Annotated in this window: 26 protein-coding genes; 3 read left to right on the top strand and 23 right to left on the bottom strand. The window is 69.7% G+C overall.

Features of this window, described 5'->3' with window-relative positions; genetic code table 11:
- Positions 1 to 505: transposase (locus ACZYRU_RS11335; RefSeq protein WP_488957184.1), on the top strand; the 505-nt coding region annotated here is incomplete at its 5' end.
- Positions 506 to 671: 166 nt separating this feature from the next.
- On the opposite strand, the gene ACZYRU_RS11330 is transcribed toward ACZYRU_RS11335, so the two are convergent.
- The 3 genes from ACZYRU_RS11330 to ACZYRU_RS11320 are packed head-to-tail and all read right to left on the bottom strand — an operon-like array spanning position 672 to position 3850.
- Complete coding sequence (locus ACZYRU_RS11330; protein ID WP_488957183.1) at positions 672 to 1814, bottom strand: prenyltransferase; 1143 nt, start codon at positions 1812 to 1814, stop codon at positions 672 to 674.
- Complete coding sequence (locus ACZYRU_RS11325) at positions 1811 to 2560, bottom strand: class I SAM-dependent methyltransferase (RefSeq protein ID WP_488957182.1); 750 nt, start codon at positions 2558 to 2560, stop codon at positions 1811 to 1813. Before ACZYRU_RS11325 ends, ACZYRU_RS11330 begins: the two co-directional genes overlap by 4 nt.
- Positions 2561 to 2572: 12 nt before the next feature.
- Entirely contained in the window at positions 2573 to 3850 is a 1278-nt protein-coding gene (locus ACZYRU_RS11320) for a glycosyltransferase family 4 protein (RefSeq protein ID WP_488957181.1), read from the bottom strand.
- 150 nt (positions 3851 to 4000) lie between these two features.
- Between ACZYRU_RS11320 and ACZYRU_RS11315 the strand changes: the two genes are divergently transcribed.
- The gene (locus ACZYRU_RS11315; protein WP_273516320.1) at positions 4001 to 4612 is read left to right on the top strand and encodes a TetR family transcriptional regulator; all 612 of its coding nucleotides are present in this window, start codon (positions 4001 to 4003) and stop codon (positions 4610 to 4612) included.
- 18 nt (positions 4613 to 4630) lie between these two features.
- Here the strand turns inward: ACZYRU_RS11315 and ACZYRU_RS11310 are convergent, their stop codons facing one another.
- From ACZYRU_RS11310 to ACZYRU_RS11240, 15 genes are all read right to left on the bottom strand, one after another.
- Positions 4631 to 5398 (bottom strand): glucose 1-dehydrogenase, encoded by a 768-nt coding sequence (locus tag ACZYRU_RS11310; RefSeq protein ID WP_488957180.1) that lies wholly within the window; start codon positions 5396 to 5398, stop codon positions 4631 to 4633.
- A gap of 2 nt (positions 5399 to 5400) precedes the next feature.
- Positions 5401 to 6312, bottom strand: coding sequence for a 3-oxoacyl-ACP reductase (locus ACZYRU_RS11305; RefSeq protein WP_488957179.1), 912 nt, complete (start codon positions 6310 to 6312; stop codon positions 5401 to 5403).
- Positions 6309 to 6509, bottom strand: a complete 201-nt coding sequence (locus tag ACZYRU_RS11300) for a ferredoxin (protein ID WP_488957178.1) — start codon at positions 6507 to 6509, stop codon at positions 6309 to 6311. Before ACZYRU_RS11300 ends, ACZYRU_RS11305 begins: the two co-directional genes overlap by 4 nt.
- Before the next feature lie 64 nt (positions 6510 to 6573).
- Positions 6574 to 7041, bottom strand: coding sequence for a pyridoxamine 5'-phosphate oxidase family protein (locus ACZYRU_RS11295; RefSeq protein WP_488957177.1), 468 nt, complete (start codon positions 7039 to 7041; stop codon positions 6574 to 6576).
- 4 nt (positions 7042 to 7045) lie between these two features.
- Positions 7046 to 8047, bottom strand: coding sequence for an NAD(P)/FAD-dependent oxidoreductase (locus ACZYRU_RS11290; protein ID WP_488957176.1), 1002 nt, complete (start codon positions 8045 to 8047; stop codon positions 7046 to 7048).
- Between the two features lie 19 nt (positions 8048 to 8066).
- A complete protein-coding gene (locus tag ACZYRU_RS11285) occupies positions 8067 to 8957 on the bottom strand; it encodes a hypothetical protein (RefSeq protein WP_488957175.1) in 891 nt (296 codons plus the stop codon).
- A 19-nt stretch (positions 8958 to 8976) separates the two neighbouring features.
- Entirely contained in the window at positions 8977 to 9567 is a 591-nt protein-coding gene (locus tag ACZYRU_RS11280; protein ID WP_488957174.1) for a hypothetical protein, read from the bottom strand.
- Entirely contained in the window at positions 9564 to 10835 is a 1272-nt protein-coding gene (locus tag ACZYRU_RS11275; protein WP_488957173.1) for an MCE family protein, read from the bottom strand. The genes ACZYRU_RS11280 and ACZYRU_RS11275 overlap by 4 nt, the downstream gene beginning before the upstream one ends.
- Complete coding sequence (locus ACZYRU_RS11270) at positions 10832 to 12193, bottom strand: MCE family protein (RefSeq protein WP_488957201.1); 1362 nt, start codon at positions 12191 to 12193, stop codon at positions 10832 to 10834. Before ACZYRU_RS11270 ends, ACZYRU_RS11275 begins: the two co-directional genes overlap by 4 nt.
- Before the next feature lie 2 nt (positions 12194 to 12195).
- Positions 12196 to 13425: an MCE family protein gene (locus tag ACZYRU_RS11265; protein ID WP_488957172.1), complete on the bottom strand. Its 1230-nt coding sequence runs from the start codon at positions 13423 to 13425 to the stop codon at positions 12196 to 12198.
- A 5-nt stretch (positions 13426 to 13430) separates the two neighbouring features.
- Positions 13431 to 14420 carry an MCE family protein gene (locus ACZYRU_RS11260; protein ID WP_488957171.1) on the bottom strand — a complete coding sequence of 330 codons (990 nt, stop codon included), beginning with the start codon at positions 14418 to 14420 and terminating at the stop codon, positions 13431 to 13433.
- Positions 14417 to 15508 (bottom strand): MCE family protein, encoded by a 1092-nt coding sequence (locus ACZYRU_RS11255; protein ID WP_488957170.1) that lies wholly within the window; start codon positions 15506 to 15508, stop codon positions 14417 to 14419. Before ACZYRU_RS11255 ends, ACZYRU_RS11260 begins: the two co-directional genes overlap by 4 nt.
- Positions 15505 to 16818 carry an MCE family protein gene (locus ACZYRU_RS11250; protein WP_488957169.1) on the bottom strand — a complete coding sequence of 438 codons (1314 nt, stop codon included), beginning with the start codon at positions 16816 to 16818 and terminating at the stop codon, positions 15505 to 15507. Before ACZYRU_RS11250 ends, ACZYRU_RS11255 begins: the two co-directional genes overlap by 4 nt.
- 7 nt (positions 16819 to 16825) lie before the next feature.
- The gene (locus tag ACZYRU_RS11245) at positions 16826 to 17662 is read right to left on the bottom strand and encodes an MlaE family ABC transporter permease (RefSeq protein ID WP_488957168.1); all 837 of its coding nucleotides are present in this window, start codon (positions 17660 to 17662) and stop codon (positions 16826 to 16828) included.
- Positions 17662 to 18435 carry an MlaE family ABC transporter permease gene (locus ACZYRU_RS11240; protein ID WP_260805944.1) on the bottom strand — a complete coding sequence of 258 codons (774 nt, stop codon included), beginning with the start codon at positions 18433 to 18435 and terminating at the stop codon, positions 17662 to 17664. Before ACZYRU_RS11240 ends, ACZYRU_RS11245 begins: the two co-directional genes overlap by 1 nt.
- A 181-nt stretch (positions 18436 to 18616) precedes the next feature.
- On the opposite strand from ACZYRU_RS11240, the gene ACZYRU_RS11235 reads away from it, so the two are divergent.
- Positions 18617 to 19306: an ion channel gene (locus ACZYRU_RS11235; protein WP_488957167.1), complete on the top strand. Its 690-nt coding sequence runs from the start codon at positions 18617 to 18619 to the stop codon at positions 19304 to 19306.
- A 13-nt stretch (positions 19307 to 19319) separates the two neighbouring features.
- Here ACZYRU_RS11235 and ACZYRU_RS11230 read toward each other — a convergent pair whose 3' ends face one another.
- The 5 genes from ACZYRU_RS11230 to ACZYRU_RS11210 form a co-directional block, all read right to left on the bottom strand.
- Positions 19320 to 20615 carry an MFS transporter gene (locus tag ACZYRU_RS11230; protein ID WP_488957166.1) on the bottom strand — a complete coding sequence of 432 codons (1296 nt, stop codon included), beginning with the start codon at positions 20613 to 20615 and terminating at the stop codon, positions 19320 to 19322.
- A 402-nt stretch (positions 20616 to 21017) separates the two neighbouring features.
- Positions 21018 to 23147 (bottom strand): excinuclease ABC subunit UvrB, encoded by a 2130-nt coding sequence (uvrB, locus tag ACZYRU_RS11225; protein ID WP_488957165.1) that lies wholly within the window; start codon positions 23145 to 23147, stop codon positions 21018 to 21020.
- Positions 23148 to 23339: 192 nt separating this feature from the next.
- Entirely contained in the window at positions 23340 to 23909 is a 570-nt protein-coding gene (locus tag ACZYRU_RS11220; RefSeq protein WP_488957164.1) for a carboxymuconolactone decarboxylase family protein, read from the bottom strand.
- Complete coding sequence (locus ACZYRU_RS11215; protein WP_488957163.1) at positions 23906 to 24793, bottom strand: SDR family oxidoreductase; 888 nt, start codon at positions 24791 to 24793, stop codon at positions 23906 to 23908. The genes ACZYRU_RS11220 and ACZYRU_RS11215 overlap by 4 nt, the downstream gene beginning before the upstream one ends.
- 20 nt (positions 24794 to 24813) lie before the next feature.
- Entirely contained in the window at positions 24814 to 25410 is a 597-nt protein-coding gene (locus ACZYRU_RS11210; RefSeq protein WP_488957162.1) for a TetR/AcrR family transcriptional regulator, read from the bottom strand.
- Positions 25411 to 25648 lie beyond the last annotated feature (238 nt).

Here is a 25648-nt window from a genome sequence, read left to right as displayed (position 1 = left end):
GCTGTCGGTGGCGCGGGCCGAAGCGGTCCGGTTGGCGACCCGGTTCCTTCAGCTGCGGGTCGAGCTGGCAGGCAACGAGAAGCAGCTTGAGCAGGTCGTGACCGCGCACGCGCCGGTCCTGCTCGAGTTGTGTGGGCTGGGGCCGTTCAACGCCGCGATCGTGTTGTCGGTGTGGTCGCACGACGGGCGGGTCCACAATGAGGCCGCCCTGGCCAAGATCGGCGGGGTGGCTCCGATCGAGGTGTCCTCGGGCAACCGCAGCGAGCATCGCCTGAACCGTGGTGGTGATCGGCAGCTGAACCGGGCGTTGCACTCGATCGCGCGGACCCGGATGCGTTACGACCCGGCCACCATCGTCTATGTCGAACGCCGCACCAGCGAGGGGCTCAGCAAGGCCCGGATCCGTCGCTGCCTCAAGCGCTACATCGCCCGCCAGCTGTTCCGGACCCTGCACGTCAACGCGAACCCCGCGGAACCCGGACACGACGTGCCGTTGGCTGCTTGACAACCATAGAAGCGTCTCGCGCATGTCGCGCCGCCTGCCAACGCCGTTTCTTCCTCCCCTCGCTCGCTCGTTCCTCGCTCGCTCCTCCGTCCAGAAACGGCGGGCGGCGCGACAACGCGGCATGATCCGCCGCGGGCGCTCATGAGCCAAGAGGCGGATCAGCGCGTCAGCGAACCGAGGCCGAGGAGCAGTCGCACTCCAGCGCGATCTCGTCGAAGTGCGGGGCGAGCGAGGTGCCGCGCATGATCCCCGAGCCCGGGGTGGCGTGGCCGTAGGTCTCCCCCAGCGCGTCGACGGCGAGCACCACCGCAGCGGCGGTGTACGTCGTGTGCTCGTGCGGCCAGTGCACGTCGCGCGGCTCGTCGTCGGGCGCCGGGCGGGTCGGGTCGGCGTACACCCAACCGGTCCAGTAGCGACCGTCGTCCTCACGCAGGTGCTGCATGTCGGTGAGCAGCGCGAGGGCGCGCTTGGTGGAGTCCGGGTCACCGAGGACGTCGAGGGCCATGGCCAGCTCGCAGGTCTCGGCGCCCGTCACCCACGGGTTGGTGTCGACGCAGTGGATGCCGAGGCCGGGGACGACGAAGTCGTCCCAGCGCCGGGCGAGCAGCTCGCGGGCCGCGTCACCGCGGACGGCGCCGCCGAGGACCGGGTAGTACCAGTCCATCGAGTACGTCGACTTGTCGGCGAACCGGTCCGGGTGGGTGCGCAGGGCGTGGCCCAGGCGGCCGCCGGCGAGCTCCCACTCGGGCTGCGGGTCGTCCATCAGGTCGGCGAGCGCGACGCCGGCGCGCAGCGAGTGGTAGATGCTGGAGCTGCCGGTCAGCAGGCAGAAGTCGTCCTCGGGTGTCCACCGGATGCCGCCGAACGGGTCCTGCAGGGAGACCACGAAGTCGAGTCCGGCACGGACCGAGGGCCAGTAGCGCTCGACGAAGCGGATGTCGCGGCGCACCAGCCAGTGGTGCCACAGGCCGACGGCGAAGTACGCCGACATGTTGACCTCACCGCGCTCGTCGTCCGCGACGCCGCCCACGATCTTCATCGGCCAGGAGCCGTCGGCGCGCTGCATCGTCGGGATCCAGGCGTAGGCGCGCTCGGCGGCCTCGACCTGCCCGCCGACGAGCATCGCCATGGCGGCCTCGACGTGGTTCCAGATGTCGACGTGCTCGCCGCTGGTCCACGGTACGGCGCCCCACGGCTCCTGCATCGCCGCGATCGCCGCCGCGGTGTCGGCCACCTGCTGGGCCGAGAGCACGCCCTCGACGTACGGCAGGCGGCTCAGCGGCACCTCGGGCGTGGTGTCCCGCGTCATGCGGCGTCGGGCTTCCGGAAGTACAGCACCATGCTCTTGCCGATCATCGGGTCGAGGACCTTCCCGGCGAGCTGGAGCGTCTTGGGCTGCTTCATGATCTCCCAGACCAGCAGCTTGTGGTACGCCTTGGCGAGCGGGTGGCTGTCGTTCTCGACACCGACGGCGCACTTGATCCACCAGTACGGCGCGTGCAGGCCGTGGGTGTAGCTCTTGCCCTCGAACTCCATCGCCTCGCCGGGGGTGCCGTCGTTGAAGCGGCCGCCCTTGGTGACCTTGTCGACCAGCTCGTGGTCGGTGTAGATCCGGATGTGGCCGCCCTCGGCGTTGTGGTAGTCGGCCGAGAGGCGCCAGTTGATGACCTCCGGCAGCCAGCGGGGCACGGTCACCGCGAGGGTGCCGCCGGGGCGGAGCACCCGGATCAGCTCGCGGATCGCGGCGACGTCGTCGTGGATGTGCTCGAGCACCTCGGAGCACACGATCCGGTCGAACTCGCCGTCGGCGAAGGGCAGCGCGAGCGCGTCGCCCTGCTTGACGTCGGCCTCGGCGCCCTCGGGCACCTCACCGGCCTCCTTCATCGCGACGAACAGGTTGCGGACGCCCTCGAGCTCCTCGGCGTCGAGGTCGAACGCGATCACGTCGGCGCCGCGGCGGTACATCTCGAAGCTGTGGCGACCGGCACCGGCACCCATGTCGAGGACGCGGTCACCGGCCTGCAGGCCCAGGCGGTCGAAGTCAACGGTCAGCATGTCTGTCTCTCCTCAGGCCTTCTTCTCGGCCTTGTACTCGGCGATCACGTCGTTCAGCACGTCGGCGGTGCTCGCCGCGACGGCTTTCCAGCTGAAGAGCTCCTTGACCCGACGGCGGCCGGCGGCCCCCATCTCGGCCCGGCGGGCCGGGTCGTCGAGGAGCGCTGCGAGAGCAGTGGTCAGCTGACCGACGTCGCCGGGCTCGACGACGTCGGCGCACAGGCCGTCGGGACCGACGACCTCGGGGATGGCTCCGGCCCGCGAGACGACCAGCGGCGTCTCGCACGCCATCAGCTCGGCGGTCGGGAGCGAGAAGCCCTCGTAGAGGGACGGCACGCAGGCCAGCTCGGCCGAGCCCATCAGCCCGACGAGCTCGTCGTCGGTGAGGCCGTTGGCGAAGGAGACACGCTCGGCGATGCCCAGCTTGTCGATGAGCTTCTCGGTGACCCCGCCCTCCTTGGGCTTGGTGACCAGCACCAGCTCGAGGTCGCGCTCGACGACGAGCTTGGCGAAGGCCTCGAGCAGCACGGAGATGCCCTTGAGCGGCGCGTCGGCGCTGGCCATCGCGAGGATGCGGCCGGGCACGCGGGGCTCGGTGGGCGGCACGAAGCGGTCGTCGACGCCGAGCAGGATCGTGTCGATCCGTTCCGGGGCGACCTTGAACTCGCGCACGACGTCGCGCTTGGACGACTCGGACGGCACGATGACCCGGCGCAGCCGCGGGGCGGTGCGCTTCTGCTCGTTCAGGAACGAGTACCAGCGCCACACGCCGATCTTCGGCAGCTCGAAGCGCCACCGCGAGCCGTGCTTGCGCTTGGCCCAGACCGCGGACGCGAGCTCGATGCGGCGGTCCATCGTGATCGGGTGGTGGATCGTGGTCGCCAGGGGCAGGCCGAGGTCCTCGATGCCGAGCAGCGGGGTGGCCAGCGTCTGGTTGTCGAAGACGATGTCGAAGTCGTCACGACGCCCCTTGAGCAGCTTCACCACGCGCTTGCTGAAGGTGAGCGGCTCGGGGAACGCGCCGCTGCGCATGGTCAGCCACTCCTCGACGTCGACCAGGTCGCGGAACTCGCTCGGGCGCGGGTTGCGGAACTCGTCGCCGGGTCGGTAGAGGTCGAGGCTCGGCACCTTGGTGAGGGCGACCCCCTCGTCGAGCTCCGGGTACGGCTGGCCGGAGAACACCTCGACGGTGTGGCCGAGCGCGACCAGCTCCCTGGTGAGGCGGCGGATGTAGATCCCCTGCCCGCCCACGTGCGGCTTGCTGCGGTAGGACAGCATTGCGATTCGCATCAGGTACATCTCCCCTTGTCGAGCTCCCGGGGAGCTGGGCCGAAACAAAAACGTAGTGGAACGTGTTCCACTTTATGCGCTACCTGCCGGTAGCCTATCGACTGGGTCCACAATGACCCGTCTTGTCACACCACCGCAGGGGGACTTTCCGTGAGCATCGCGAACCCGTCCACGTCCGAGGACCTCGGATCGGCCGCGCAGCGGGAGCGCCGCAAGCGAATCCTCGACGCGACCTACGAGCTGGCCAAGTCCGGCGGCTTCGACGCCGTGCAGATGCGCGCGGTCGCCGAGCAGGCCGACGTGGCCCTCGGCACGCTGTACCGCTACTTCCCGTCCAAGATCCACCTGCTGGTCTCCGCCCTGGGCCGCCAGTTCGAGGACGCCTCGGCGCGCCTCAACGAGCGCGACATCCCCGGCGACACCCAGGCCGAGCGCGTGCTCTACGTGCTCAAGCGGATGGCCCGCGGCATGCAGGGCGACCCGAAGCTCACCGAGGCGCTGACCCGCGCCTTCATGTTCGCCGACAGCAGCGTGACCAACGAGATCCACGTGGTCGGCATGGCGATGACCTCGATCGTCACGCACGCGATGCACGGCGGGGTGCCCGCCGAGGACGCCCTCACCGACGAGGACGTCGCCATCGCGCGCGTCATCGGTGACGTGTGGCTCTCCGCCCTGGTGGCGTGGGTGACCGGCCGCTCCACGGCCGCGGAGACCGCGACGCACATGGAGAAGGCCGTTCACCTCATCCTCCGCGACTGACGACCCCGTTCGGGGCCGTCAGGCCCCGAACGCGTGGGTCGAGGTCACGCCACCGTCGACCGCGATCTCCGCACCGTTGATGTACGACGACTCGTCGCTGGCGAGGAAGACGTAGACCGGCGCGATGTCCTCGGGCGTGCCGACGCGGCGCAGCGGCACCTTGCTGGCGCCGTACTCCATCGCGGCGTCACCGCCGTGCACCCGCGTCATCGGGGTGTCGATCATGCCGGGGTGCACGGAGTTGACCCGGATCCCCTTGGGGCCGAGCTCCATCGCCGCGCACTTGGTCATGCCGCGGATCGCCCACTTGGTGGCGGCGTACGCCGTGCACGACGGCATGCCGGCCAGGCCCTCGACCGACGAGGCGTTGATGATCGAGCCGCCGCCGTTCTTGCGCATGGTGCGGCTGACCGCCTGCATCCCGAGGAAGACGCCGAGCTGGTTGACCCGCCAGAGCAGCTCGACCTCCTCGGCGGGCATCCGCTCGATGTCGCCGAAGCGCAGGATGCCGGCGTTGTTGGCAAGCACGTCGACCGCACCGAAGCGGCTGTTGGCGTCCTCGACGAGGCTCGCCCAGGAGGCGGCGTCGCTGACGTCGTGGTGCACGAAGTGGGCGTTGTCCCCGAGCTCGTCGGCCAGCGCCTGGCCCTGCTCCTTGGCGACATCGGCGATGACGACCTTCGCGCCCTCGGCGACGTACGCGCGGGCGATCTCGGCACCCTGGCCCATCGCGCCGCCGGTGACGATCGCGATCTTGCCTTCGAGGCGTCCGTTCGAGTCAGCCATGCTCACACCGTCAGCTTCATGATCGAGTCGGCGGCGAAGCCGACGTGCGGGTCGCGGCCGGCGAAGAAGCCGCCGAGCTGCTTGTCGAGGTCGTCGGCGGTCCACAGGTCGCCGGAGGCGTCGAAGCGCTCCTCCACGACCGGCGCGGCCACGACGGCCACCATGCCGCCGTACACGACCATGACCTGGCCGGTGATCCGCTCGGCGGCCGGCGAGGCGAGGTAGGCGACGACGGGTGCGACGTGCTCGGGCGAGTACGGGTCGACCGCCTTGCCGGACTGGTCCTCGCCGAAGACGTCGGCAGTCATCGCGGTGCGGGCGCGGGGACAGATCGCGTTGGCGCGCACGCCGATGCGGGACAGGCCGCGGGCGCTCGACAGGGTCAGTGCTGCGATGCCGGCCTTGGCGGCGGCGTAGTTGGCCTGGCCCGGCGAGCCGCCGAGGAAGGCCTCGGAGGCGGTGTTGACGATGCTGCCGTAGACGGTGCCCGACTCGCTCTCCTTGGCCTTGCCGCGCCAGTAGGCAGCGGCGTTGCGCGAGAGCAGGAAGTGGCCGCGCAGGTGGACCGCGATGACCGCGTCCCACTCGTCGTCGCCGAGGTTGAAGAGCATCTTGTCGCGGGTCATGCCGGCGTTGTTGACGACGATGTCGAGGCCGCCGAGCTGCTCGACGGCGGCCGCCACCATGGCGTCGGCCGTCTGGCGCTGGCTCACGTCGCCGGGTACGACGACCGCCTCGCCGCCGAACGCGCGGATCTCCTCCGCGGCCTCGTCCCCGGCGCCCGGCAGGTCGTTGATGACGACCCGGGCACCGGCGCGGGCCAGGGCGACGGCCTCGGCGCGGCCGAGGCCGGCGCCGGCGCCGGTGACGACGGCGACCTTGCCGTCGAGGCTGGTGCTGGTGGTGCTGGTCACGCGTCGTCCTCCACGAGGGTGATGGCGGCGCGCGGGCAGGCCGCGACGGCGCGCTTGACGTTCTCGACGTTCTCGTCGGTGGTGTGCTCGGTGTGCAGCTGGAGGAAGTCGTCGTCGTCCAGCTCGAACACCTCGGGAGCCATCGCCTCGCACAGGCCGTTGGACTCGCACAGGTCGAAGTCGACCTTGATCTTCATCGTTGGTTCTCCTTTTGTCTCGCCACGTCTCGAGACGGTCGCTGCGCGACCTCCTCGACGACCATCAGGTCATCTTCCGGTGGTCCCAGGACGCGACCCGCTCGGGGTGGATGATCACGCCCACCCGCTTGGTCGCCTGCTTCTGCACGGCCTGCATGCCGAACTCCCCGAGCGCCTCGAACGAGTCGGCCCCGACCATCCGGGTCGCGACGGCCGAGCCGATCTCGAAGATGGTCTCGGGATCGCGCACGACCTCGGCGCGTCCCTCGATGGAGACGCCGCGGAGCTCGAAGTAGTCGGTGCCGTCCTCGACGAGCGCGGTGACCCGGGGGTCGCGGTCGAGGTTGAGGATCTTCTGGCTGCGGCCGTAGGTCCAGAACGCGACCTTCCCGTCGCGCACGACGTAGAACAGCGTGGTCAGGTGCGGGAAGCCGTCACGGCCGTTGGCCGCCACCTGCACCTTGAGGTTCTCGCCGAGCAGCGCCTCGACCTCCTCGTCGCTCAGCTTGACCTTGTCGCGTCCAGAGCTCATCTGCCTAGCTTCCTTCCGAGGAGTGTCCGGGGAACACGTGGGCGGTCGGGTCGATCACGACCGCGGCGTTGTTGACGGCGGTCGCGGCCTCGCCGAAGCCGACCGCGATCAGCCGGACCTTGCCGGCGTACTCGGTGATGTCGCCGGCCGCGAACACCCGCGGCAGCGAGGTGCGCATCGAGGAGTCGACGACCACGTGGCGACGGTGCGTCTCGAGGCCCCACTGCTGGAGCGGTCCGAGGTCCGCGACGAAGCCGAGCGCGGCGACCACAGCCGTCGCGGGAAGGATGCGGGACTCGCCGTCGACGACCAGCTCGAGCTCGGCGAGCGGGCCCGTCGTACCGCCGTCGACGTCGCGCAGCGCAGCCACCTCGGCCTTGGTCACGACCTCGACCGAGGACGCCAGGACCTGGTCGACGGTGCGCTGGTGGGCACGGAAGGCGTCGCGGCGGTGGACGAGGGTGACCGAGCGCGCGATCGGCTCGAGGTGGATCGCCCAATCGAAGGCACTGTCGCCGCCACCGACGATGACCACGTCCTGGTCGCGGTAGGGCTCGAAGCCGGGCACGAAGAACTCCACGCCGCGGCCGATCCAGCCCTCGGCGGCCGGGAGCGGGCGGGGACTGAACTTGCCGATGCCGGCGGTGATGACCATCGCCTTCGCGCGCACGGCGGTGCCGTCGTCGAGCGTGAGCGTCAGGCCCTCGTCGTCGGTGACCAGGTCGGTGGCCGTGCGGCCGAGGAGCTGTTCCGGCTTCGCCGTCAGTGCCTGGGTCACCAGGCCCTCGACCAGGTCGCGGCCCTTGACGTCCGGGAAGCCGGCGACGTCGAGGATCGCCTTCTCCGGGTACATCGCGGTGATCTGGCCACCGAGCTCGGGCAGCGAGTCGACGAGCGCGACCCGCATCCCGCGGAAACCGGCGTAGTAGGTCGCGAACAGCCCGCTGGGACCGGCGCCGACCACCGCCAGGTCGCAGTCCACGGTGCTCTCTCCTGGTGTGGCCACGACCGAACTGTAACGTGTTCTAGTTCGTCTTGTCTTGGGTCGGCGCGTCTTCGGTCGGCGCGTCGCTGCTCGGCGCCCCGGACGGGGCGTCCTGCCGGGTCGCCGCCGACGGGTCGTCGGTGTCGAGCCGGTCCACCAGCCAGCCGTGGTCGGTGTGGACCATCGTCACCAGCACGCGGTACGGCGTCACGACGGTCTCCTTCTTGCCTTCGCGCACCCGCTCCACGACCTGGTTGAGGAAGACCAGCGCCTCGAGCCGGGTCCGGTTGGCCCGCACCACGCCCTGCGCGACGACGCTCGCCTGGACCTTGAGCTGCTGGGCGATGCCCTGGTCCTTCACGTCCCCGATCGTCTTGAGGTAGTCCTTCTCGTAGCGCGAGGTGGTGAGCGCGACCGCCTTCTTCACCTCGTCGTCGTACTTGCTGTAGTCGACCGACACGAGCTCCTGGGCCGCCTTGGCGGCAGCCTCGACGCCGTCGCGCCACTGCAGCGCGGACGCGACCACCGGGCGGCCCTTCGGCACGAGCAGGCTGCCTGCTCCGACGCTGTCGCGCGCCGATGCCTTGTCGTCGTCGCTGAACCGGTCGACGGCGAGCAGCACGAACTCGGCGACCAGCGCGATGGTGACCAGGGCGAGCACCGCGATCAGGATCCGCGTGGTGCGGGGACGCGCCAGCACGCCCGCTCCGGCGTCGACCGGGGCGTCCGGGGCGTCCGCCGAGGCGGATCCGGGCGTGACTGCTTTCTGGGTCAGCGCGACCTTCGGCGCCGCCTTCGAGTCAGCAGCGTCGACCGCGTCGGTCGTGTCGTCGGCGACCGGGCGCGCGGCGCCGGCCTGGCCGGCGATCCGGCGCGGGCGGGGGGTCTGTCCGCGGGAGCTGGCGGGCTTGCGGGGGGTGGGGCGGCTCATCTGTCCTCGTCCTGCTCGCTCAGCCCAGCGCGACGTACTGGAGGTCCTTGGTCAGCCAGCGACCGCCCTCCCGCACGAGCTCGAGCTGGATGCGGTAGTTGCGGGCCTCCGGCTGGAAGTTCGTCGTCTTGTTCTTCACCGTGCCGCTGGTCGCGACGATCGCCGTGGCAGTGTCCTCGTCACCGGCGACCAGGCCGGTCCAGACGACCTCGGCGACCATGTTCGACTGCGCCTCGGTGGCGAGCTTCTCGAGGTCCTTCGCGCCCTTGGAGTACTGCGAGAGGAAGGTGCCGGTCGCCATCGACTTGACCGCCTCGATCGTGCGACCGGGGTCCTGGTAGTCGAAGTTCACGAACGCGGTGACCATCTTGCTCGCGGCCTCGAGCTGGGCGGCGGTGCGCTCCTGCTCGGCATCGTTCGCCAGCGGGACCGCCTCGACCAGGCCACGGCCGACGTCCTGGCCCGCACCGGGGACGACGTCGGTGCCGTTGACCTCGTTGTCCGAGGTGGACACGTGGAGGTAGAGGAGCAACAGCGCCACGCAGCCGCAGACCACCGTGGCGGCGTAGAGGGCGATGTTGAGACGGACGCGGCTCCTGTCCGCCGTCACTTGCTCGCCACCGGACCGACCAACAGCCACTTCCACGCATCCCCTCCCAGGACGGAAAGGTCCTCCGGCTGCCGCAGCTCGACTGGAGTCCCCTGGTTGTCGACCAGCCCGGGCACCTGACCGGTGGACGGGTCGTAGGTGCCACTGTAGACGCGACCGGGCGAGGCCCGGTTCTTGCGGTACGCCGGCGCGTACTTGCTGCCGCGCATCGAGTACGGCGCCCCCGCCGTGCAGCTGACGTCGGCCGGCTTCTTGTCGGTCAGGTCCTGGGTCGAGCGCCACTCGGACGGCGGCACGTAGCCCTGGGTACACGGCGGCACGCTGTAGTCGAACTGCAGGTTGACGTGCCCCCAGCCGTCCGCGGTGCTTCCGGTCGGACCACCGGAGATGAGCACGGGGTAGGTGACCAACAGCTGCTCGATGCCGTCGAGCTCGGTGACCAGCACCTGGTCGACGGTGACGAGGTCGCCCAGGAGCACCGGCACGGTCGGCGACAGCTCCTTGAGCAGCCGGGTCAGCGCCTTCGCGGCCCCGGGGGTCGCGCTGAGGACCGTGCGCAGGTTGCCGTCACTCCCCCGCAGCGCACTGGTGAGCGTGTTGAGATCGTCGGCGAACCGGCGGATGTTCTCCTTCTGTCCCTGCTGGGTCTTCAGGACCGCCAGGCCGCTGTCGAGCAGCTGGATCGTCTCGTCGGTGTGGGCGTTGGCCTCCGCGATGAACGCCGAACCGCCGTCGAGCAGCTTCTGCAGGTCGTCACCGGTGTCGGTGAACATGGTGCCGAGCTCCTTGACGACCTTCTCCAGGCTGTCCTTGTCGACCGAGTCGACGAAGCGGTTGAGGTCGACCAGCAGGTCGCCCTCGTCGACGGGCAGCGACTTGTCGTCACCGGCGAAGGTCGAGCCGTCCTTGGCGTACGGCCCCTTCTCGTTGGGCGGCTGGAAGTCGAGGTACTGCTCGCCGACGGCCGAGAGGTTGTGCACGAACAGCCGCGAGTCCAGCGGGAGCCGGGTGTTCTCCTCGAGGTCGAGGGTGAGGTCGACGCCCTTCTCGGTCGTGTCCATCTGGGCGACCCGACCGATCTTCACGCCGCGGTAGGTCACCTCGCTGCCCTCGAAGAGGCCGCCGGAGCCGGGCAGGCTCGCGGTGACGGTGATCCCCCGACCGGTGATCCGGTCGACGATGCCGAGGTAGCTCGCCGCGATGTAGGTGATGCCGACAGCGCTCAGGACGACGAACGCCATCAGCCGGATCCGTACGCCCCTGGTCATGCCAGTCCCCCGCCCAGCAGGCTCTCCGTCGATGTCCGGTACGACGATGGTTGCGCCCCGGCACCGGTCAGGCCCTTGAGCAGCCCACCGAGCAGGCCGTTGGGCCCGAGCACGCCGTTCGACCCGCCGAGCAGCCCGCCGAGGTCGAGGTTGGGCAGCGAGGTCAGCAGCTTGCAGACCGGGCTGCCGCTGATCTTGGGGTCCTTGCACTTGGTCTGCAGGTCCTGGAGCAGGTTGACGTCACTGAGCACCTTGAGGCAGGACACGCTGGTGAGGCTGCCGCTCTTGAGGCACTTGGTGACCGAGTCGAGGACCTGGCCCAGGTCGGGCAGCGAGATCTCGGGCAGGCCGAGCGTCTTGTAGAGGTTCTCGAGGTTGAGGTCCGCGCGGATGATCGTGTCGGCGTAGTCGCCCTGCACGATGTTGTTGGCCGCCTGCGGGAACGGGAAGCTCACCAGCAGGTTGAGGCCGGGCGCGAGCTGCTCGTCGGCCTCGGTGAGGCGGCGCAGGACCGGGCTGAGGTCCGCGAGGATCTTCAGCACGTCCTCCTTGCTGGCGTTGATCACGCGGGTGCCGACGACACCGAGCTTGTCGAGGGAGCCGAGCATCGCGACCAGCTCGTCGTGCTGGGCGGCGAGCACGTCGACGGCCGGGCCGACGGCGTCGAGCGCGTCACCGATGGTCTTCTTCTCGGCGTTCAGCGTCGAGGTCAGGTTGTTGAGCGACTCGAGGGCCTGGATGATGTCGAGCTTCTGCTGGTCGATGGTCCCGACCACCGAGTCCAGCGACGACAGCAGGCTGCGCAGCCGGTCCTCGCGCCCGGACATCACCAGGTTGGCCTCCTTGGTGATCGTGCCGAGCTGCGCGACACCGCCTCCGCTGAGCAGGAAGGACAGGGCGCCGAGCACCTCCTCGACCTCCGGGTTGCGGCCGGTCTTGGCGAGCTCGATCTCGTCGCCCTGGCCGAGCCGCCCGGCCGGCGCCTCCTGCTGGGGTGCTTGCAGCGAGACGTACTTCTCGCCCAGCAGGGAGACCTGCCGGATGTCGGCGATCGAGTTGTCGGGCAGCTTCACGTCGTCGCGCACCCGCAGGGTGACCTTGGCGTTCCAGCCCGAGCGCTCGACCTCGGTGACCTCGCCGACGACGACGTCGTCGACCATCACGGGCGAGCGCGGGACCACGTTGAGCACGTCGTGGAAGTACGCCGTGACCTCGAACGCGTCGTCCGCGTCGACCGGGTGACCCGGCAGCGGCAGGTCGTAGGCGCCGCTGAAGTTGCTGCACCCGGTGAGCAGTGCGGTGCCGAGCAGCAGCGCGACCAGGGCGTGCCAGCGGCGGCGGATCGACGGGCGGATCATGCTCACGAGCCACCTCCGAGCAGGTTCTGGACGGAGACGTCGTCACCGGTCGAGTAGGACACGTCGGAGATCGACGGCACCTGGACGCCCTTCTTCGAGGCCGCCTGCTTCGGCAGGTACTGCTTGTAGCCGGGTGGCAGCCACGGGAGCTTGGTGACGATCGGCTCGATGAGCTTCTCGATCAGCTCGCAGGCCGTGTCCTTGAGGACCGGCGGCATCGCCGGGTGCTGCTGGATCAGGCCGCAGATGAAGCCATCGGCGTCCCACACGTTGCCGCCGATGGCGAACCGGGAATTCTGGCTGTCGCTCACGTGGTCGAAGCCCATGGCCAGGTTGCCCATCGCGACCGGCGCCACCTCGACCGCGGTCTGGATGTTCTCCTTCTCCGAGGCGATGGTGCTCATCACCTCGGTGAGCTTCTGGATGTCGGCGACGAAGGCGTCGCGATTGTTCTTGACGAAGCCCTTGACGCTGCCGACCGCCTTCGCCACGGCGGCGACGGCCTTCTGCAGCTCGTCGCTCTCGTCGGCGAGCATCGCCGAGACGCCGGTGAGGTCCTGCATGAAGCCGCGGACCAGCGAGTCGTTCTCGGCGAGCGTGGTGGTGAACTTCGCGAGCTGGGTGACCGACTCGAACAGCGGCCCGGCGCCGTCACCGAAGGTCTGCGCGGCGTCGGCGAGGTCCTGGATCATCTGGTTGCCCTTGGCGCCCTGGCCGCTGAAGGCCTTGTTGCCGGCCTCCAGCAGGTGGTCGAGGGTGCCGTTGGCGTTGACGCCGTTGGGGCCCAGCGCCCGGGTCAGCGCCTGCAGGCTGCCGTAGATGCGGTCCAGCTCGACCGGCACCGCGGTCTCGGGCAGCGCGATGTCGGCACCGTTGGCCATCACGTCGCCGCCCTGGAAGACGGGGGTGAGCTGGACGAAGCGGTCCGCGACCAGCGTCGGCGTGACGATGACGGCCTGGGCCTTCGCCGGGACCTTGTACGACGCGTCGTACTCCATGTCGACCCGGACCGAGTTGCCCTCGGGGGTCACCGCGGTCACCTTGCCGACGTTGACCCCGAGGATCCGCACGTCGGTGCCCTTGTAGACGCTGACGGCACGCGGGAAGTGGGCGGTGACGGTCTTCATCTCGGCCGGCGAGCGGACCAGGTTGACGGTCACGGCGAGCAGGAGCACGACGGCGACGAGCGCGATCACACGCCGGTCGATGCGCTTGAGGACGGTGGACACCATGGCGATCACAGCCCCGTTCCGGGGACGAACTCACCGGTCGGGATCGCGAGGACGTTCGCGGCGTACGCGTCGAACCAGGGCCCGGTGCCGATGATGTTGCTGAGGATGGACACGTAGGGACCGAGTGCGGCGAGGGTCGCCTTGAGCTTGTCCTTCTTGGAGACCAGGAAGCTCACCAGCCCGTCGACCTCCGCGAGCGCGGGGCCGATCTGCTTCTCGTTGTCCTTGACCACGCCGCGCAGCTCCTTGGAGAGGGTGCGGGCGTTGACGAGCAGCGCGTGCACGGCGTCCTTGCGCTTGGTCAGCTCCTGGAAGACGAGGTCGCTGTTCTTCATCAGGTCGACGATGTCGTCGCTGCGGTCGGCGAGGACCTTCGTGACCTCCTTCGAGCTCTCGAACAGGGTCTGGATCTCGGCGTCGCGCGACGCGATGCTCCGCGAGAGCCGGGAGATGCCGTCGAAGGAGGCCTGGATCTCGGGCGCGGACTCGTCGAGGGTGTCGGCCACCGTGTCGAGCGCGGTGGCGAGCTGCTGGGTGTCGATCTCCTCGGTCGTGGTGGTGAGGTCGCCGAAGACACCGACGATGTCGTACGCCGCCTGCGTGCGCTCCATCGGGATGGTGCCGCCCTCGGCGAGCTGTCCCTTGCCGCCGGGGGTGAGGTCGAGGAACTTCTCGCCCAGCAGGTTGAGCACCTCGATGGAGGCGCTGCTCTCCTTGCCGAAGTCGACGTCGCCGTCGATCTCGAACTTCACCTTGACCCGGTCGCCGGCGAGGGTGACCGCGGCGACGCGGCCGACGCGGATGCCGCCGACCTGGACGATGTTGCCCTTGTGGATGCCACTGGCGTCGCTGAACTCGGCGTAGTACGTCGTACCGCGGAAACCGGGGAACTTGCCCAGGTTGAAGGTCGCGGCGGACACGACGGCCAGTACCACGAGGGTGATGACGCCGAGGCGGAGGACGCGGGCGTCGCGGGCGCGCTGCTGCTTGTTCATCGGTCCTGACACCTCGGCGCCTTGGACTTGAAGGAGAAGTTGGTGATGTAGTCCTCGATCTCCTTGAGGATCGGCAGGTCCTTGATGATGGGCAGCCGGATCCGCGCGGAGACACCGCAGACGTAGTACTGGTACCAGGAGCCGTACGTGCCGGTGCGGGTCTGGTCGGTCATCATCTCCGGCATCCGGTTCAGGAGGCTGGCCAGGTTGTCCCGGTTCTCCTTCTTGTTCAGCAGCTTCGCGAGGTCGCGCAGCGCGGCGATGTCCTCCTTGACCAGCGGCCGGCCGCGGCGCAGCAGGTCGGCGACGGCGACGGTGAGATCGGAGATGTTGTCGAGCGAGGAGCCGATCGTGTCGCGGTCCTTGGCGAGGTCGGTCATCCAGTCCTTCAGCGAGACGATGAGCGAGCTCAGCTGCTGGTGCCGGTCGTCGACCGTCTTCAACGTCTGGGTCAGGTTCGTGATCACGTCGCCGACGAGCTGGTCACGGTCGGCGAGGGTCGAGGTCAGCGACGCGGTGTGGTCGAGCAGGCTCTTGACCGTGCCGCCCTCGCCCTGGAGCACCTGGACCAGGTTCATGCTCAGCTCGTTGACCTGGTCGGGCGTGAGCGCCGCGAACAGGGGCTTGAAGCCGTCGAAGAGCACGGTGAGGTCGAGCGCCGGCTCGGTGTTGCGCACCGGGATGGTCGCACCGTCCGACAGGGGCTTCGCCTCGCCGGCGCCGGTGCCCTGCTCGAGGGCCATGTAGCGGTCGCCGACCAGGTTGAGGAAGCGGATCTTGGCCTCGGACGCGGTGGTCATCTTGACGCCGGAGTCGACCTTGAAGGTCACCTTGGCCATCGTGCGGTGGTAGTGCTCGACCTTCTTCACCTCACCGACGTTGACGCCGGCGACCCGGACGTCGTCGCCCTTCTCCAGCATCGTGGCGTTGGTGAAGATCGCCTGGTACTCGTTGCGGTCGCCGAAGCCGACGTTGCCCATGATCACGGCCAGCAGGCCGGTCACGAACACCGACACGATCGTGAAGATGCCGAGCTTGATCGCCGCGGCCCTGGTGGCCGCGTTGCGCTGGTTCCCCCCGGGGTTCATCCGGCTGCCTTCCCTTCCCGGACGACCGGCCCGTAGAGGAGCGTGCCGAGGGACCCGTACGACGACGGGTCGTGGCCGCTCTCACCGGCGAGCATCGCGTTGACGACGCGCTGCTCGGCCTCGCTGCCGGCGTACCCGCTGTCGATGGCGGACGGGCGGCCCAGCAGGCCCTGCAGCGGCAGCGGCGAGAAGCCGCCCTTCTCGTCGATGTCGGAGCCCTGGTCGAGCGGGTGCGCCGGCGCCGGGATGGTGAAGTCCGGCAGGCCCAGGCACCACGGGCCGTGCCCGACCTCGCCGTAGGTCGGCAGGTCGCGCTCGTCGTAGGGCCGGAACTGCGGCTGGAAGAACTCGATGTACTGCTTGACCACGTTGCCCTCGAACGTCTTGGACAGGATCGGCGCGTAGTTGGCGGCACCGCGGATCAGGCACGGGAACTCCGGGGAGTACTCCGCCAGCAGGTCGAGCACGGGCGCGGTGACCTGGCCCATCCGGATCAGGTTCTGCTCGTTGTCGGCCAGGAACGTGGTCGCAGTAGTGGACAGGCCGGTGAGGTCGGAGAAGAAGACGTCGAGGTCCTTGGCCTTCTCGATGACCGTCTTGCTGGTGACGGTGACGTTGTCGAGCACGTCGAGCAGGTCGGGCGCAGCGACGTCGTACGCGTCGGCGACATCGGCCAGCGCGACCAGGTCCTTGCGCAGCGTCGGCAGGTGGTCGTCGATCGCGCCGATGTACTCGCCGAGCTGGTCCATGGTCTCGCCGAGCTTCTCGCCGCGGCCCTCGAGCGCGGTGGCCAGGGCGTGCAGCGTGGCGTTCAGGTCGGCGGGTCGCACCGCCCGCAGCAGCGGGAACAGGTTGGCGAGCACCTGGCTGAGCTCGACGTTGGTCTCGACCCGGTCGGACGGGATGACGTCGCCGTCCTGCAGGTGCCCACTGGCGGCCTCGGGCCGGACCAGCGCGACGAACTTCTGGCCGAACAGGGTCGTCGGCAGGATCCGCACGCTGACGTTGGCGGGGATCTTCTTCGCGGCGTCGTTGTCGATGGCGAGGGTGATCTCGGCCTGCTCGCCGTCCTGGTCGATCTTGTCGACCCGGCCGACGAGGACGCCGTTGATCCGGACGTCGCCGAACTTGGCCAGCTGCAGGCCGGCCCGGTCGGCCTTGACGGTGACGACGGTCGAGCTGTCGAAGGTCTTGTTGTAGATCGCGATCGAGAGCCACACCAGCAGCGCGATCGCGGACAGGAACACGACTCCGGCGACGAGCAGCCGGTTGTGCTCCTTGGCGCTGTCGTGGTGGATGTTGATCAGCATCGCCAGCTCACCCCGTGATCCGGACGGTCGTGGTCGAGCCCCAGATGGCGAAGGTCAGGAAGAAGTCGGCCATCACGATCGTCACGATGCTGGTCCGGATGGCCTTGCCGACGGCCCGGCCGACGCCGGCAGGCCCGCCCGAGGCGGTGTAGCCGTAGTAGCAGTGGATGAGGATGACCGCGACGGCGAGGAAGAGCAGCTTGAAGAACGACCACACCATGTCGATCGGCGGCAGGAACTGCAGGAAGTAGTGGTCGTAGGTGCCGCCCGACTGGCCGTAGATCATGGTGACGATCAGCCGTGGCGAGAGGTACGACGCGCACAGGGCCACGATGTAGAGCGGGATGACCGCGACGAAGGCGGCGATCATCCGGGTCGTGACGAGGAACGGCAGCGACGGGATGCCCATCACCTCGAGCGCGTCGATCTCCTCGGAGATCCGCATCGCGCCCAGGCGGGCGGTGTAGCCGCAGCCCACCGTCGCGGCCAGCGCGATCGAGGACACCAGCGGCGCGACCTCGCGGGTGTTGAAGTAGGCGGAGATGAAGGCGCTGAACTTCGCGACGCCGATCTGGCTCAGCGAGGCGTAGCCCTGGATGCCGACCTCGGTGCCGGCGAAGAACGCCATGAACGCGATCACGCCGACCGAGCCCAGGATCAGGCTCAGGCCGCCCGCGCCGAAGGCGACCTCGGCCAGGGTGTTCAGGATCTCGCGCGGGTAGCGCTTGACCGCCCGCGGCACCCAGGTCAGTGCCTTGACGTAGAACAGGAGCTGGTCGCCGTACCCCTCGAGGGTGGAGCGCCCGCTCTTGTACGTGTTGGTGACGAAGTCCGCGGCAGCCATCACAACCCCACCGGCGGAGCGACCTGGAAGTAGATCGCGGTGATCACGGCGTTGAGGAAGAACAGCGCCATGAAGGCGATGATCACCGACTCGTTGACCGCCCGGCCGACGCCGCTCGGTCCACCACCCGCATTGAGGCCCTTGTAGGCGCCGATGATCGCGGCGAGCCAGCCGAAGATGATCGCCTTGATCATCGCGATGTACAGGTCCGGCAGCGAGGCGAGCGCGGTGAACGACGACAGGAACGCTCCTGCCGACCCGCCCTGCACGATCACGGTGAAGAAGTAGCCGCCACCGATGCCGGTGCCGATCACGATGCCGTTGATCATGAAGGCGACGAACATGGTCGCCACCACCCGGGGCGCGACCAGCCGCTCGAGCGGGTCGATGCCGAGGACCTCCATGGCATCGATCTCCTCCCGGATCTTGCGCGCGCCGAGGTCGGAACAGATCGCCGAGCCGGCGGCGCCGGCGATGATCATGGCCGCCGCCATCGGTGCCGCCTCGCGCACGGTGGCCAGCACCGCTGTCGCACCCGCGAACGACTGGGCGCCGAGCTGGCCGGTCAGGTTGCCGACCTGGAGCGAGATGACCGCACCGAACGGGATCGAGACCATGATCGTCGGCATCAGCGTCACGCTGGTGACGAACCAGGCCTGCTCGAGGAACTCCCGGACCTGGAAGGGCCGGGTGAAGATCCGCTTGGTCACCTCGACGACCATCAGCGCGATCTCGCCAGGGCCACGCACGACCGCCATGGCATTGAAAGCCACGCCCCGACTCCTCTCCCCATATGTTCAAAGCCGGTCCCGCTCCAGGGACTCGGCGATATTAGAACACGTTCTCGTTGTGACCAAGGCGACTTGGCCAGCCCTTGGTCCTTTTTGCTTCCCTGCCTCGCTCAACGCCGTCGTGGTGGCCGGGGTCACGCTGGCCGGTGCCTAGAATCGACGCGTGCAGAGCCCCGTGCCCCGGTCGTCCCGTCCACTGGAAGCCGTCGGCCGTCACCCCTCCGCCGTGCTGCTCACCGCACAGCTGGTGGTCGTGCTGCTGTACCCGTTCCTCGACCAGAACGCCGCCGGCCGGTCGGTGGTGGGCGTCGTGCAGATCGCGATCGTGATCGCCGCCGTCTGGTCGGTACGACGTACCCCGGCCCTCGACTGGGTCGCCGTCGGGCTCGGCGGTCCGGCGGTCGTGCTGACCGTCGCGGAGGCGCTGCACCCGCAGACCGACTGGGTGGTGCTCGCCTCGGCGGGCTTCCACGCGCCGCTCTACTTCTTCACGTCCTACGCGATGATCCGCTACCTGTTCGACGACGACGTGGTGACCCGCGACGAGCTGTTCGCGGTGGGCGCGGCCTTCACGGTGGTCGTGTGGGGCTTCGCCTACGTGTACGCCGCCGGCCAGGTGCTCTGGCCCGGCTCGTTCATCGGCAACAGCAGCCCCGACGGCGCCACCGACCTGCCGTGGTTCGAGCTGCTGTTCCTGTCGTTCACGACGATGACGAACACGGGACTGTCCGACATCGTGCCCGTGCGCGACCACGCCCGCTCGCTGATCATGCTGCAGCAGGTCGCCGGCGTGTTCTACCTCGGCCTGGTGGTCGCCCGGATGGTGTCGCTGACCAAGGCGGAGTCGCGCTGATCCTCTTGCCGGCTCAGAGGTCGACCATCGAGGAGCCGCCGGCGACCTGCTCCCGGGTGGTCAGCGAGCGGATCCGGCGCCGGTAGCGCAGCACCTGGAGCACGCCGACGGTCCACAGGACGTACTGGGTCGCCATGGCCCACCGGAACGCCTCGGGTGTGTAGTCCTGCGCGCCGGGCGTCAGCGCGTCCAGCACCGCGCCGACTGCCAGCACTGCCAGCAGCGCCGAGGTGAAGCCGCCGACATTGATGATCCCGCTGGCGCTGGCCGTGCGGTGGTCGGGGTTGCTCGTGCGGGCGACGTCGAAGCCGATCATCGAGCCCGGGCCGCCGGCGCCGACCACGACGATCAGCAGGACCAGGAGCGGGAGCGGCGCGTCCCCGGGCCAGAGCAGCACCAGCCCCCAGACCGTCGCGAGCGCTCCGACGATGACCAGCGCGGTCGTCGAGCGGTGCCACGGGTGCCGCCCGACCAGCCAGCCGAGCAGCGGGCCGTAGCCCACGGAGGTCGCGACGAGCAGGGAGAGCAGCGCGCTCGCCGTACCGGCGGAGACGTGCTCGGCCGTCACGAGGAACGGGAAGCCCCACAGCAGGCCCATCAGGGTCGTGCTGAACGGCGTCGAGAAGTGCACCCACAGGCCGAGCCGGGTCCCGGGCTGCGCCCAGGACGCGGCCAGGCTGGCCGCGAGGGCCCGGGCCGTCATCGGTACGCCGCGCAGGTGGGCCTGGGTCGGCGTGTCGTGGAGCAGCACCCGCAGCAGGACGAGCACGACCAACCCGGCGAGCGCGCCGCCGAGGTAGGCCCGGGTCCAGCCGAGGTGGCCCAGCGCCCAGGTCATCGGCGCGGCCGCCGCGAGGGCGCCGAGCTGGCCGAGGTTGCCGGTCAGCTGGCTGATCAGCGGCACCTGGCGACGCGGGAACCAGGAGCTGACCAGGCGCAGCACGCAGATGAAGGTCATCGCGTCGCCCGCACCGACCAGGACCCGGGCCCCGAGGGCCAGGGCGTAGCTGTCGGCGAAGGCGAACGCCGCCTGCCCGGTGCTGACCACGGTGATGGCAGTGGTGAGGACGGTCCGCGAGCCGAACCGGTCGACCATCAGCCCGACCGGGATCTGCATGGAGGCGTAGACCAGCAGCTGGAGCACCGTGAACGACGCCAGCTGGGTGGCCGAGATGTCGAAGCGCTCGGTCGCGGCGAGACCGGCGACGGCGAGGCTGCTGCGGTGGAAGACCGCGAGGGCGTAGACGAGGAGGCCGACGATCCACACGGTGTAGCGACGCCCGGGGGTCGACCCAGGCTCGTTGCTCACACCGGCAGGTTAGCGGCTTCCCCTGGCCCAGACCGCCTCCGCGAGGACGTGCGACGGCTCACTCGGGCGCGAACGAGCCAACGCCGCGTGGGCACCGAACTCACCGGTTCGGTTGGGGTGGGCCGCCCGGGCGCCTCCGGCGCCTCCCGTCCCACCCCTCCGCGGCTCGGAGCGAGGGCCCCGCCGTCGGCGCCACCGCCGTACGAACGCGGCATGCCGCTCCCGCGCCGACGGCACCCCGACTTCGCCGCGGAGGGGTGGGCCGTCCGGCGCCGGCGGCGTCCGGCCGGCCGGGCGCGTCGCCGAACCGATGAGTTCGGTGCCGTCAGCCGAGCCCTCCGTGGTCGCCGGTGCTCGCTCGTCGCGAACGCTCAGCCTCGTTCCTCGGCTGGCGTTCGCTCCTCACTTCGTCGCTTCCATCATCTGGCGCAGCTCCTTCTTGAGCTCGCCGATCTCGTCGCGCAGCCGCGCGGCCAGCTCGAACTGCAGCTCGGCCGCCGCCGCCTTCATCTGGTCGGTGAGGTCCTGGATCAGCTGGGCCAGGTCCGAGCTCGGCAGCCCGGCCAGCTCGGCGGCGTGCCCGCCGATGTCGGTCGAGCGCAGCTGGGGCGTGGGCGACCTCTTCGGCTTCACTCCCCCGGCGCGGCCCTTCTGGCCGACGTCGGCCCAGGTCTGCAGCAGCTCCTGGGTGGTCTCGTCCTCGCGGGCGAGCATCTCGGTGATGTCGGCGATCTTCTTGCGCAGCGGCTGCGGGTCGATGCCGTGGGCCTCGTTGTAGGCGACCTGCTTGGCCCGGCGCCGGTTGGTCTCGTCGATGGCCGACTCCATGGACGGGGTGATCCGGTCGGCGTACATGTGGACCTCGCCGGACACGTTGCGTGCCGCACGGCCGATGGTCTGGATGAGCGACTTGTCGGAGCGCAGGAAGCCTTCCTTGTCGGCGTCGAGGATCGACACCAGCGAGACCTCGGGCAGGTCGAGGCCCTCGCGGAGCAGGTTGATCCCGACGAGGACGTCGTAGGCACCCAGCCGCAGGTCGCGGAGCAGCTCGATCCGCTTGAGGGTGTCGACCTCGGAGTGGAGGTAGCGGGTGCGGATGCCGGCGTCGAGCAGGTAGTCGGTGAGGTCCTCGGACATCTTCTTGGTCAACGTCGTGACCAGGACCCGCTCCTGCTTCTCGGCCCGGGTGCGGATCTCGTGGATCAGGTCGTCGATCTGGCCCTTGGTCGGCTTGACCACGACCTCGGGGTCGACCAGGCCGGTCGGGCGGATGATCTGCTCGACGACGTCGCCCTGCACCTTGTCGAGCTCGTAGTTGCCCGGCGTCGCCGACAGGTAGATCGTCTGCCCGATCCGCTCGAGGAACTCCTCCCAGCGCAGCGGCCGGTTGTCCATCGCGCTGGGCAGCCGGAAGCCGTGCTCGACCAGGTTGCGCTTGCGGGACATGTCGCCCTCGTACATGCCGCCGATCTGCGGGACGGCGACGTGGGACTCGTCGACGACGAGCACGAAGTCCTCGGGGAAGTAGTCGAGCAGGGTGTTGGGGGCGGTGCCGCGGTCGCGGCCGTCCATGTGCATGGAGTAGTTCTCGATGCCCGAGCAGGAGCCGACCTGCCGCATCATCTCGATGTCGTACGTCGTGCGCATCCGCAGCCGCTGGGCCTCGAGCATCTTGCCCTGCCGCTCGAACGTCGACAGCTGCTCGCCGAGCTCGGCCTCGATGCCGTTGATCGCCCGCTCCATCCGCTCCGGACCAGCGATGTAGTGGCTCGCCGGGAAGACGTGGAGCTCCTCGTCCTCGGTGAGCACCTCACCGGTCACCGGGTGCAGCGTCATCAGCCGCTCGATCTCGTCGCCGAAGAACTCGATGCGGACCGCGAGCTCCTCGTAGACCGGGAAGATCTCGAGGGTGTCGCCGCGGACCCGGAAGGTTCCGCGGGTGAAGGCGAGGTCGTTGCGGGTGTACTGGATCTCGACCAGCCGGCGCAGCACGGAGTCGCGGTCGTGCTCCTCGCCGACGCGCAGCCGGATCATCCGGTCGACGTACTCCTGCGGGGTGCCGAGGCCGTAGATGCAGGACACGGTCGACACCACGATCACGTCGCGGCGGGTGAGCAGGCTGTTGGTCGCCGAGTGCCGCAGCCGCTCGACCTCCTCGTTGATCGAGGAGTCCTTCTCGATGTAGGTGTCCGTCTGCGGGACGTAGGCCTCGGGCTGGTAGTAGTCGTAGTAGGAGACGAAGTACTCGACCGCGTTGTCGGGGAACAGCTGGCGCAGCTCGTTGGCGAATTGCGCGGCCAGCGTCTTGTTGGGCTGGAGCACGAGCAGCGGCCGCTGCACCTGCTCGGCCACCCACGCCATCGTCGCGGTCTTTCCGGTGCCGGTCGCGCCGAGCAGGACGACGTCCTGGACGCCGTCGTTGAGACGCTTGGTGATCTCGGCGATCGCAGCCGGCTGGTCGCCGGAGGGCTGGTAGTCGGACTGCACGTGGAAGGGCGCGACGCGACGCTCGAGATCGGTGACCGGACGCATGGCTCCAGCGTACGAGGGAGCACCGACATCACCGGCCAGCCGGGTCCGAGGAACGAGGACCCGGCGTGGGGCCGGGGAGGTTGAGCAAGCGCGCGACCGAGCCTGCGAGGTCGCGACCGCGCGTCGAAACCGGGTCGGCGACGTACCAGATCCGCCCGATGCGTCTCGATACGCGCCTCCGCTCGTACCTCGCTACGGCGCTACTCGACGGCCTCTCGGGGAGTCGGGCTGGACCCGCAGCGCGTGCAGCGCGGTGGCGAGCATCGCGTAGTGGCCCACCAGCATGACGATCTCGATCCGCTCACGGTCCTCGAAGCACTCCCCCAGCTCGGCCCACAGGCCGTCCGAGAGGTCCTGGTCGACGAGCAGCTCGTCGCTCGCGCGCAGCAGCAGCCGCTCGCGCTCACTGAGCCCCGGGTGCTCCGCGAGGGCCTCGATCGCTGCGACCTCCTCGCCTGTCAGCCCGGCCCGACGGGCGAGGCGGCGGTGCTGCTCGAGCTCGTACGTCGAGCCGCGGCGGGCCGCGACCCGCACGATGACCAGCTCCGACTCGCGTCGGGACAGTCGGCCACCCGGCATCAGCCGGCCGGCGAAGTGCAGCCAGCCCCAGAACAGCCGGCGGTGCCGGCCCAGGGTCAGGAAGACGGCCGGCGGCTCGGTGCCCTGGACCCGTCCGGCGATCCGGGCGAAGACCGCCACGAACGGTCCCACCTCCCGCCAGCCGCCCGGCGTGATCCGGGCTGCGGTCCGCGGCTCGCTCACGCGGCGTCCGTCCGCCGGGCCTGCTCGACGGCGGGCAGCACCCGGTTGGCGCCGTAGTTGAAGACCCGCATCGCGACGGCGTACCCGGGCGGGAAGTAGCGCTGCAGCCAGTGCACCAGCCGGATGTCGGGCGAGGTGTAGACCCAGTAGCGGTTGCGCAGCGCGCCCTTCCAGATCGCGGTGGCGGCCTGCTCGGGAGAGACCGCGCGCTTCTGGAAGTGGCGGCGGGCGCGGACGAACGCCTTGCTCTGGTCGTCGATGCCGGCGATCCGGATGGTCTCGACCAGCCCGGTGTCGACACCGCCGGGGCAGACCAGGCTGACCCCGATCCGGTGCTTGCGCAGGTCGTAGCGGAGCACCTCGGAGACCCCGCGCAGGCCGAACTTGGTCGCGCTGTAGGCGGCGTGCCACGGCATCGCGATGATGCCCGCGGCCGAGGAGACGTTGACCAACTGCCCGCCACGGCCCGCGTCGATCATCGGCGGCACGAACTCCTCGATGACGTGGATCGGACCCATCAGGTTGACGTCGACCAGCCGCTGCCAGTGCTCGGGCTCGAGGCTGCGGACCGTGCCCCAGATCGCGATGCCGGCGACGTTGAGCACCACGTCCATCGCGCCGGCCTGTGCGGTGACGTGAGCCGCGAGGCGTCGTACCTGCTCGTGGTCGGCGACGTCGGCGACCTCGGCCGTGCCGACCTTCCCGCCGCGCGCGCGGATCGCGTCCGCGACCTCGGCGAGACGCTCGGGCTGGACGTCGGTGAGGTGCAGCACGGCACCGCGGTCGGCGGCCTGCTCGGCGACGGCACGGCCGATGCCGGACGCGGCACCGGTGACCAGGACCTGCTTGCCGGCGAGGTCACGGACGGGAGCACGGAACCACATGGACTTCTCCTGATCGGTTGTCAGCTCGGGAACAGCGACGCCGCGAGGGCGACGAGAGGCGGGTGCAGCCCGGCCAGGGAGGCGGGCTCGTCGAGGGTGATCCGGGTGGTCACCATCTGGATGATCGCGGCGAGCAGGGCCTCGCAGGCGAACCGCTCCTGCGCGGTGCGGGCGGCGAAGACGGCCGCGAGTGCGGTGGCCGCGTCCTGCTGGACCTCGACCCGCCGCCGCATCGCCTCCGGACCGGCGGCGTAGACCTCGACGAGGAAGAGCCGGGCCCGGCCGGGGTCCTCGGCGAGGGCGGCGAGGTAGCGGCCGAGCAGGTCGGAGAACCGGTCCAGCGGCGGGCCGGAGCCCGCTACCCCGGCCGCGAAGCTGGTCCGCAGCGCGTCGGTCGCCCAGGCATACGCCGCGATGAAGCACTCCTGCTTCGAACCGAAGTGCTGGTAGAAGGTCTCGCGCGAGACACCGGCGCGCCTGATGATCTCGGCGACCGGGGTCGCGACGTACCCGCGCTCGGTCATCGCCGCCGCGAGGGCGTGGAACATCCGCTCGCGCTGGTCCGCCGCCACCTCGGCGCGGCTCAGCCCGTGTCGGCCGCGGGGCAGGGTCGCCATGCCCCGGAGAGTTTCACGAACAGCAGTGTTCGTCAATGCCGTATGGCGCTCGCTGCGCTCCCGCATGTCGCGCGCCCTTTGACGCGTGATCTTCCCTCGCTGCGCTCGCTTCCTCGCTAGCGCTCGGTCGCTCGCTCCGCTCAGTCCAGATCACGCGGGGCGCCCGACGACATTCAGCCGAATGACGCTCGCCCGCGCATCACACTCAGCTGAGTCTCGTCGCGCGCGCAGCGAGGGC

Source organism: Nocardioides sp. F233, assembly GCF_057813895.1.
Note: the sequence above shows the minus strand (reverse complement) of the source record. Positions and strands in the feature narration are given on the sequence as shown.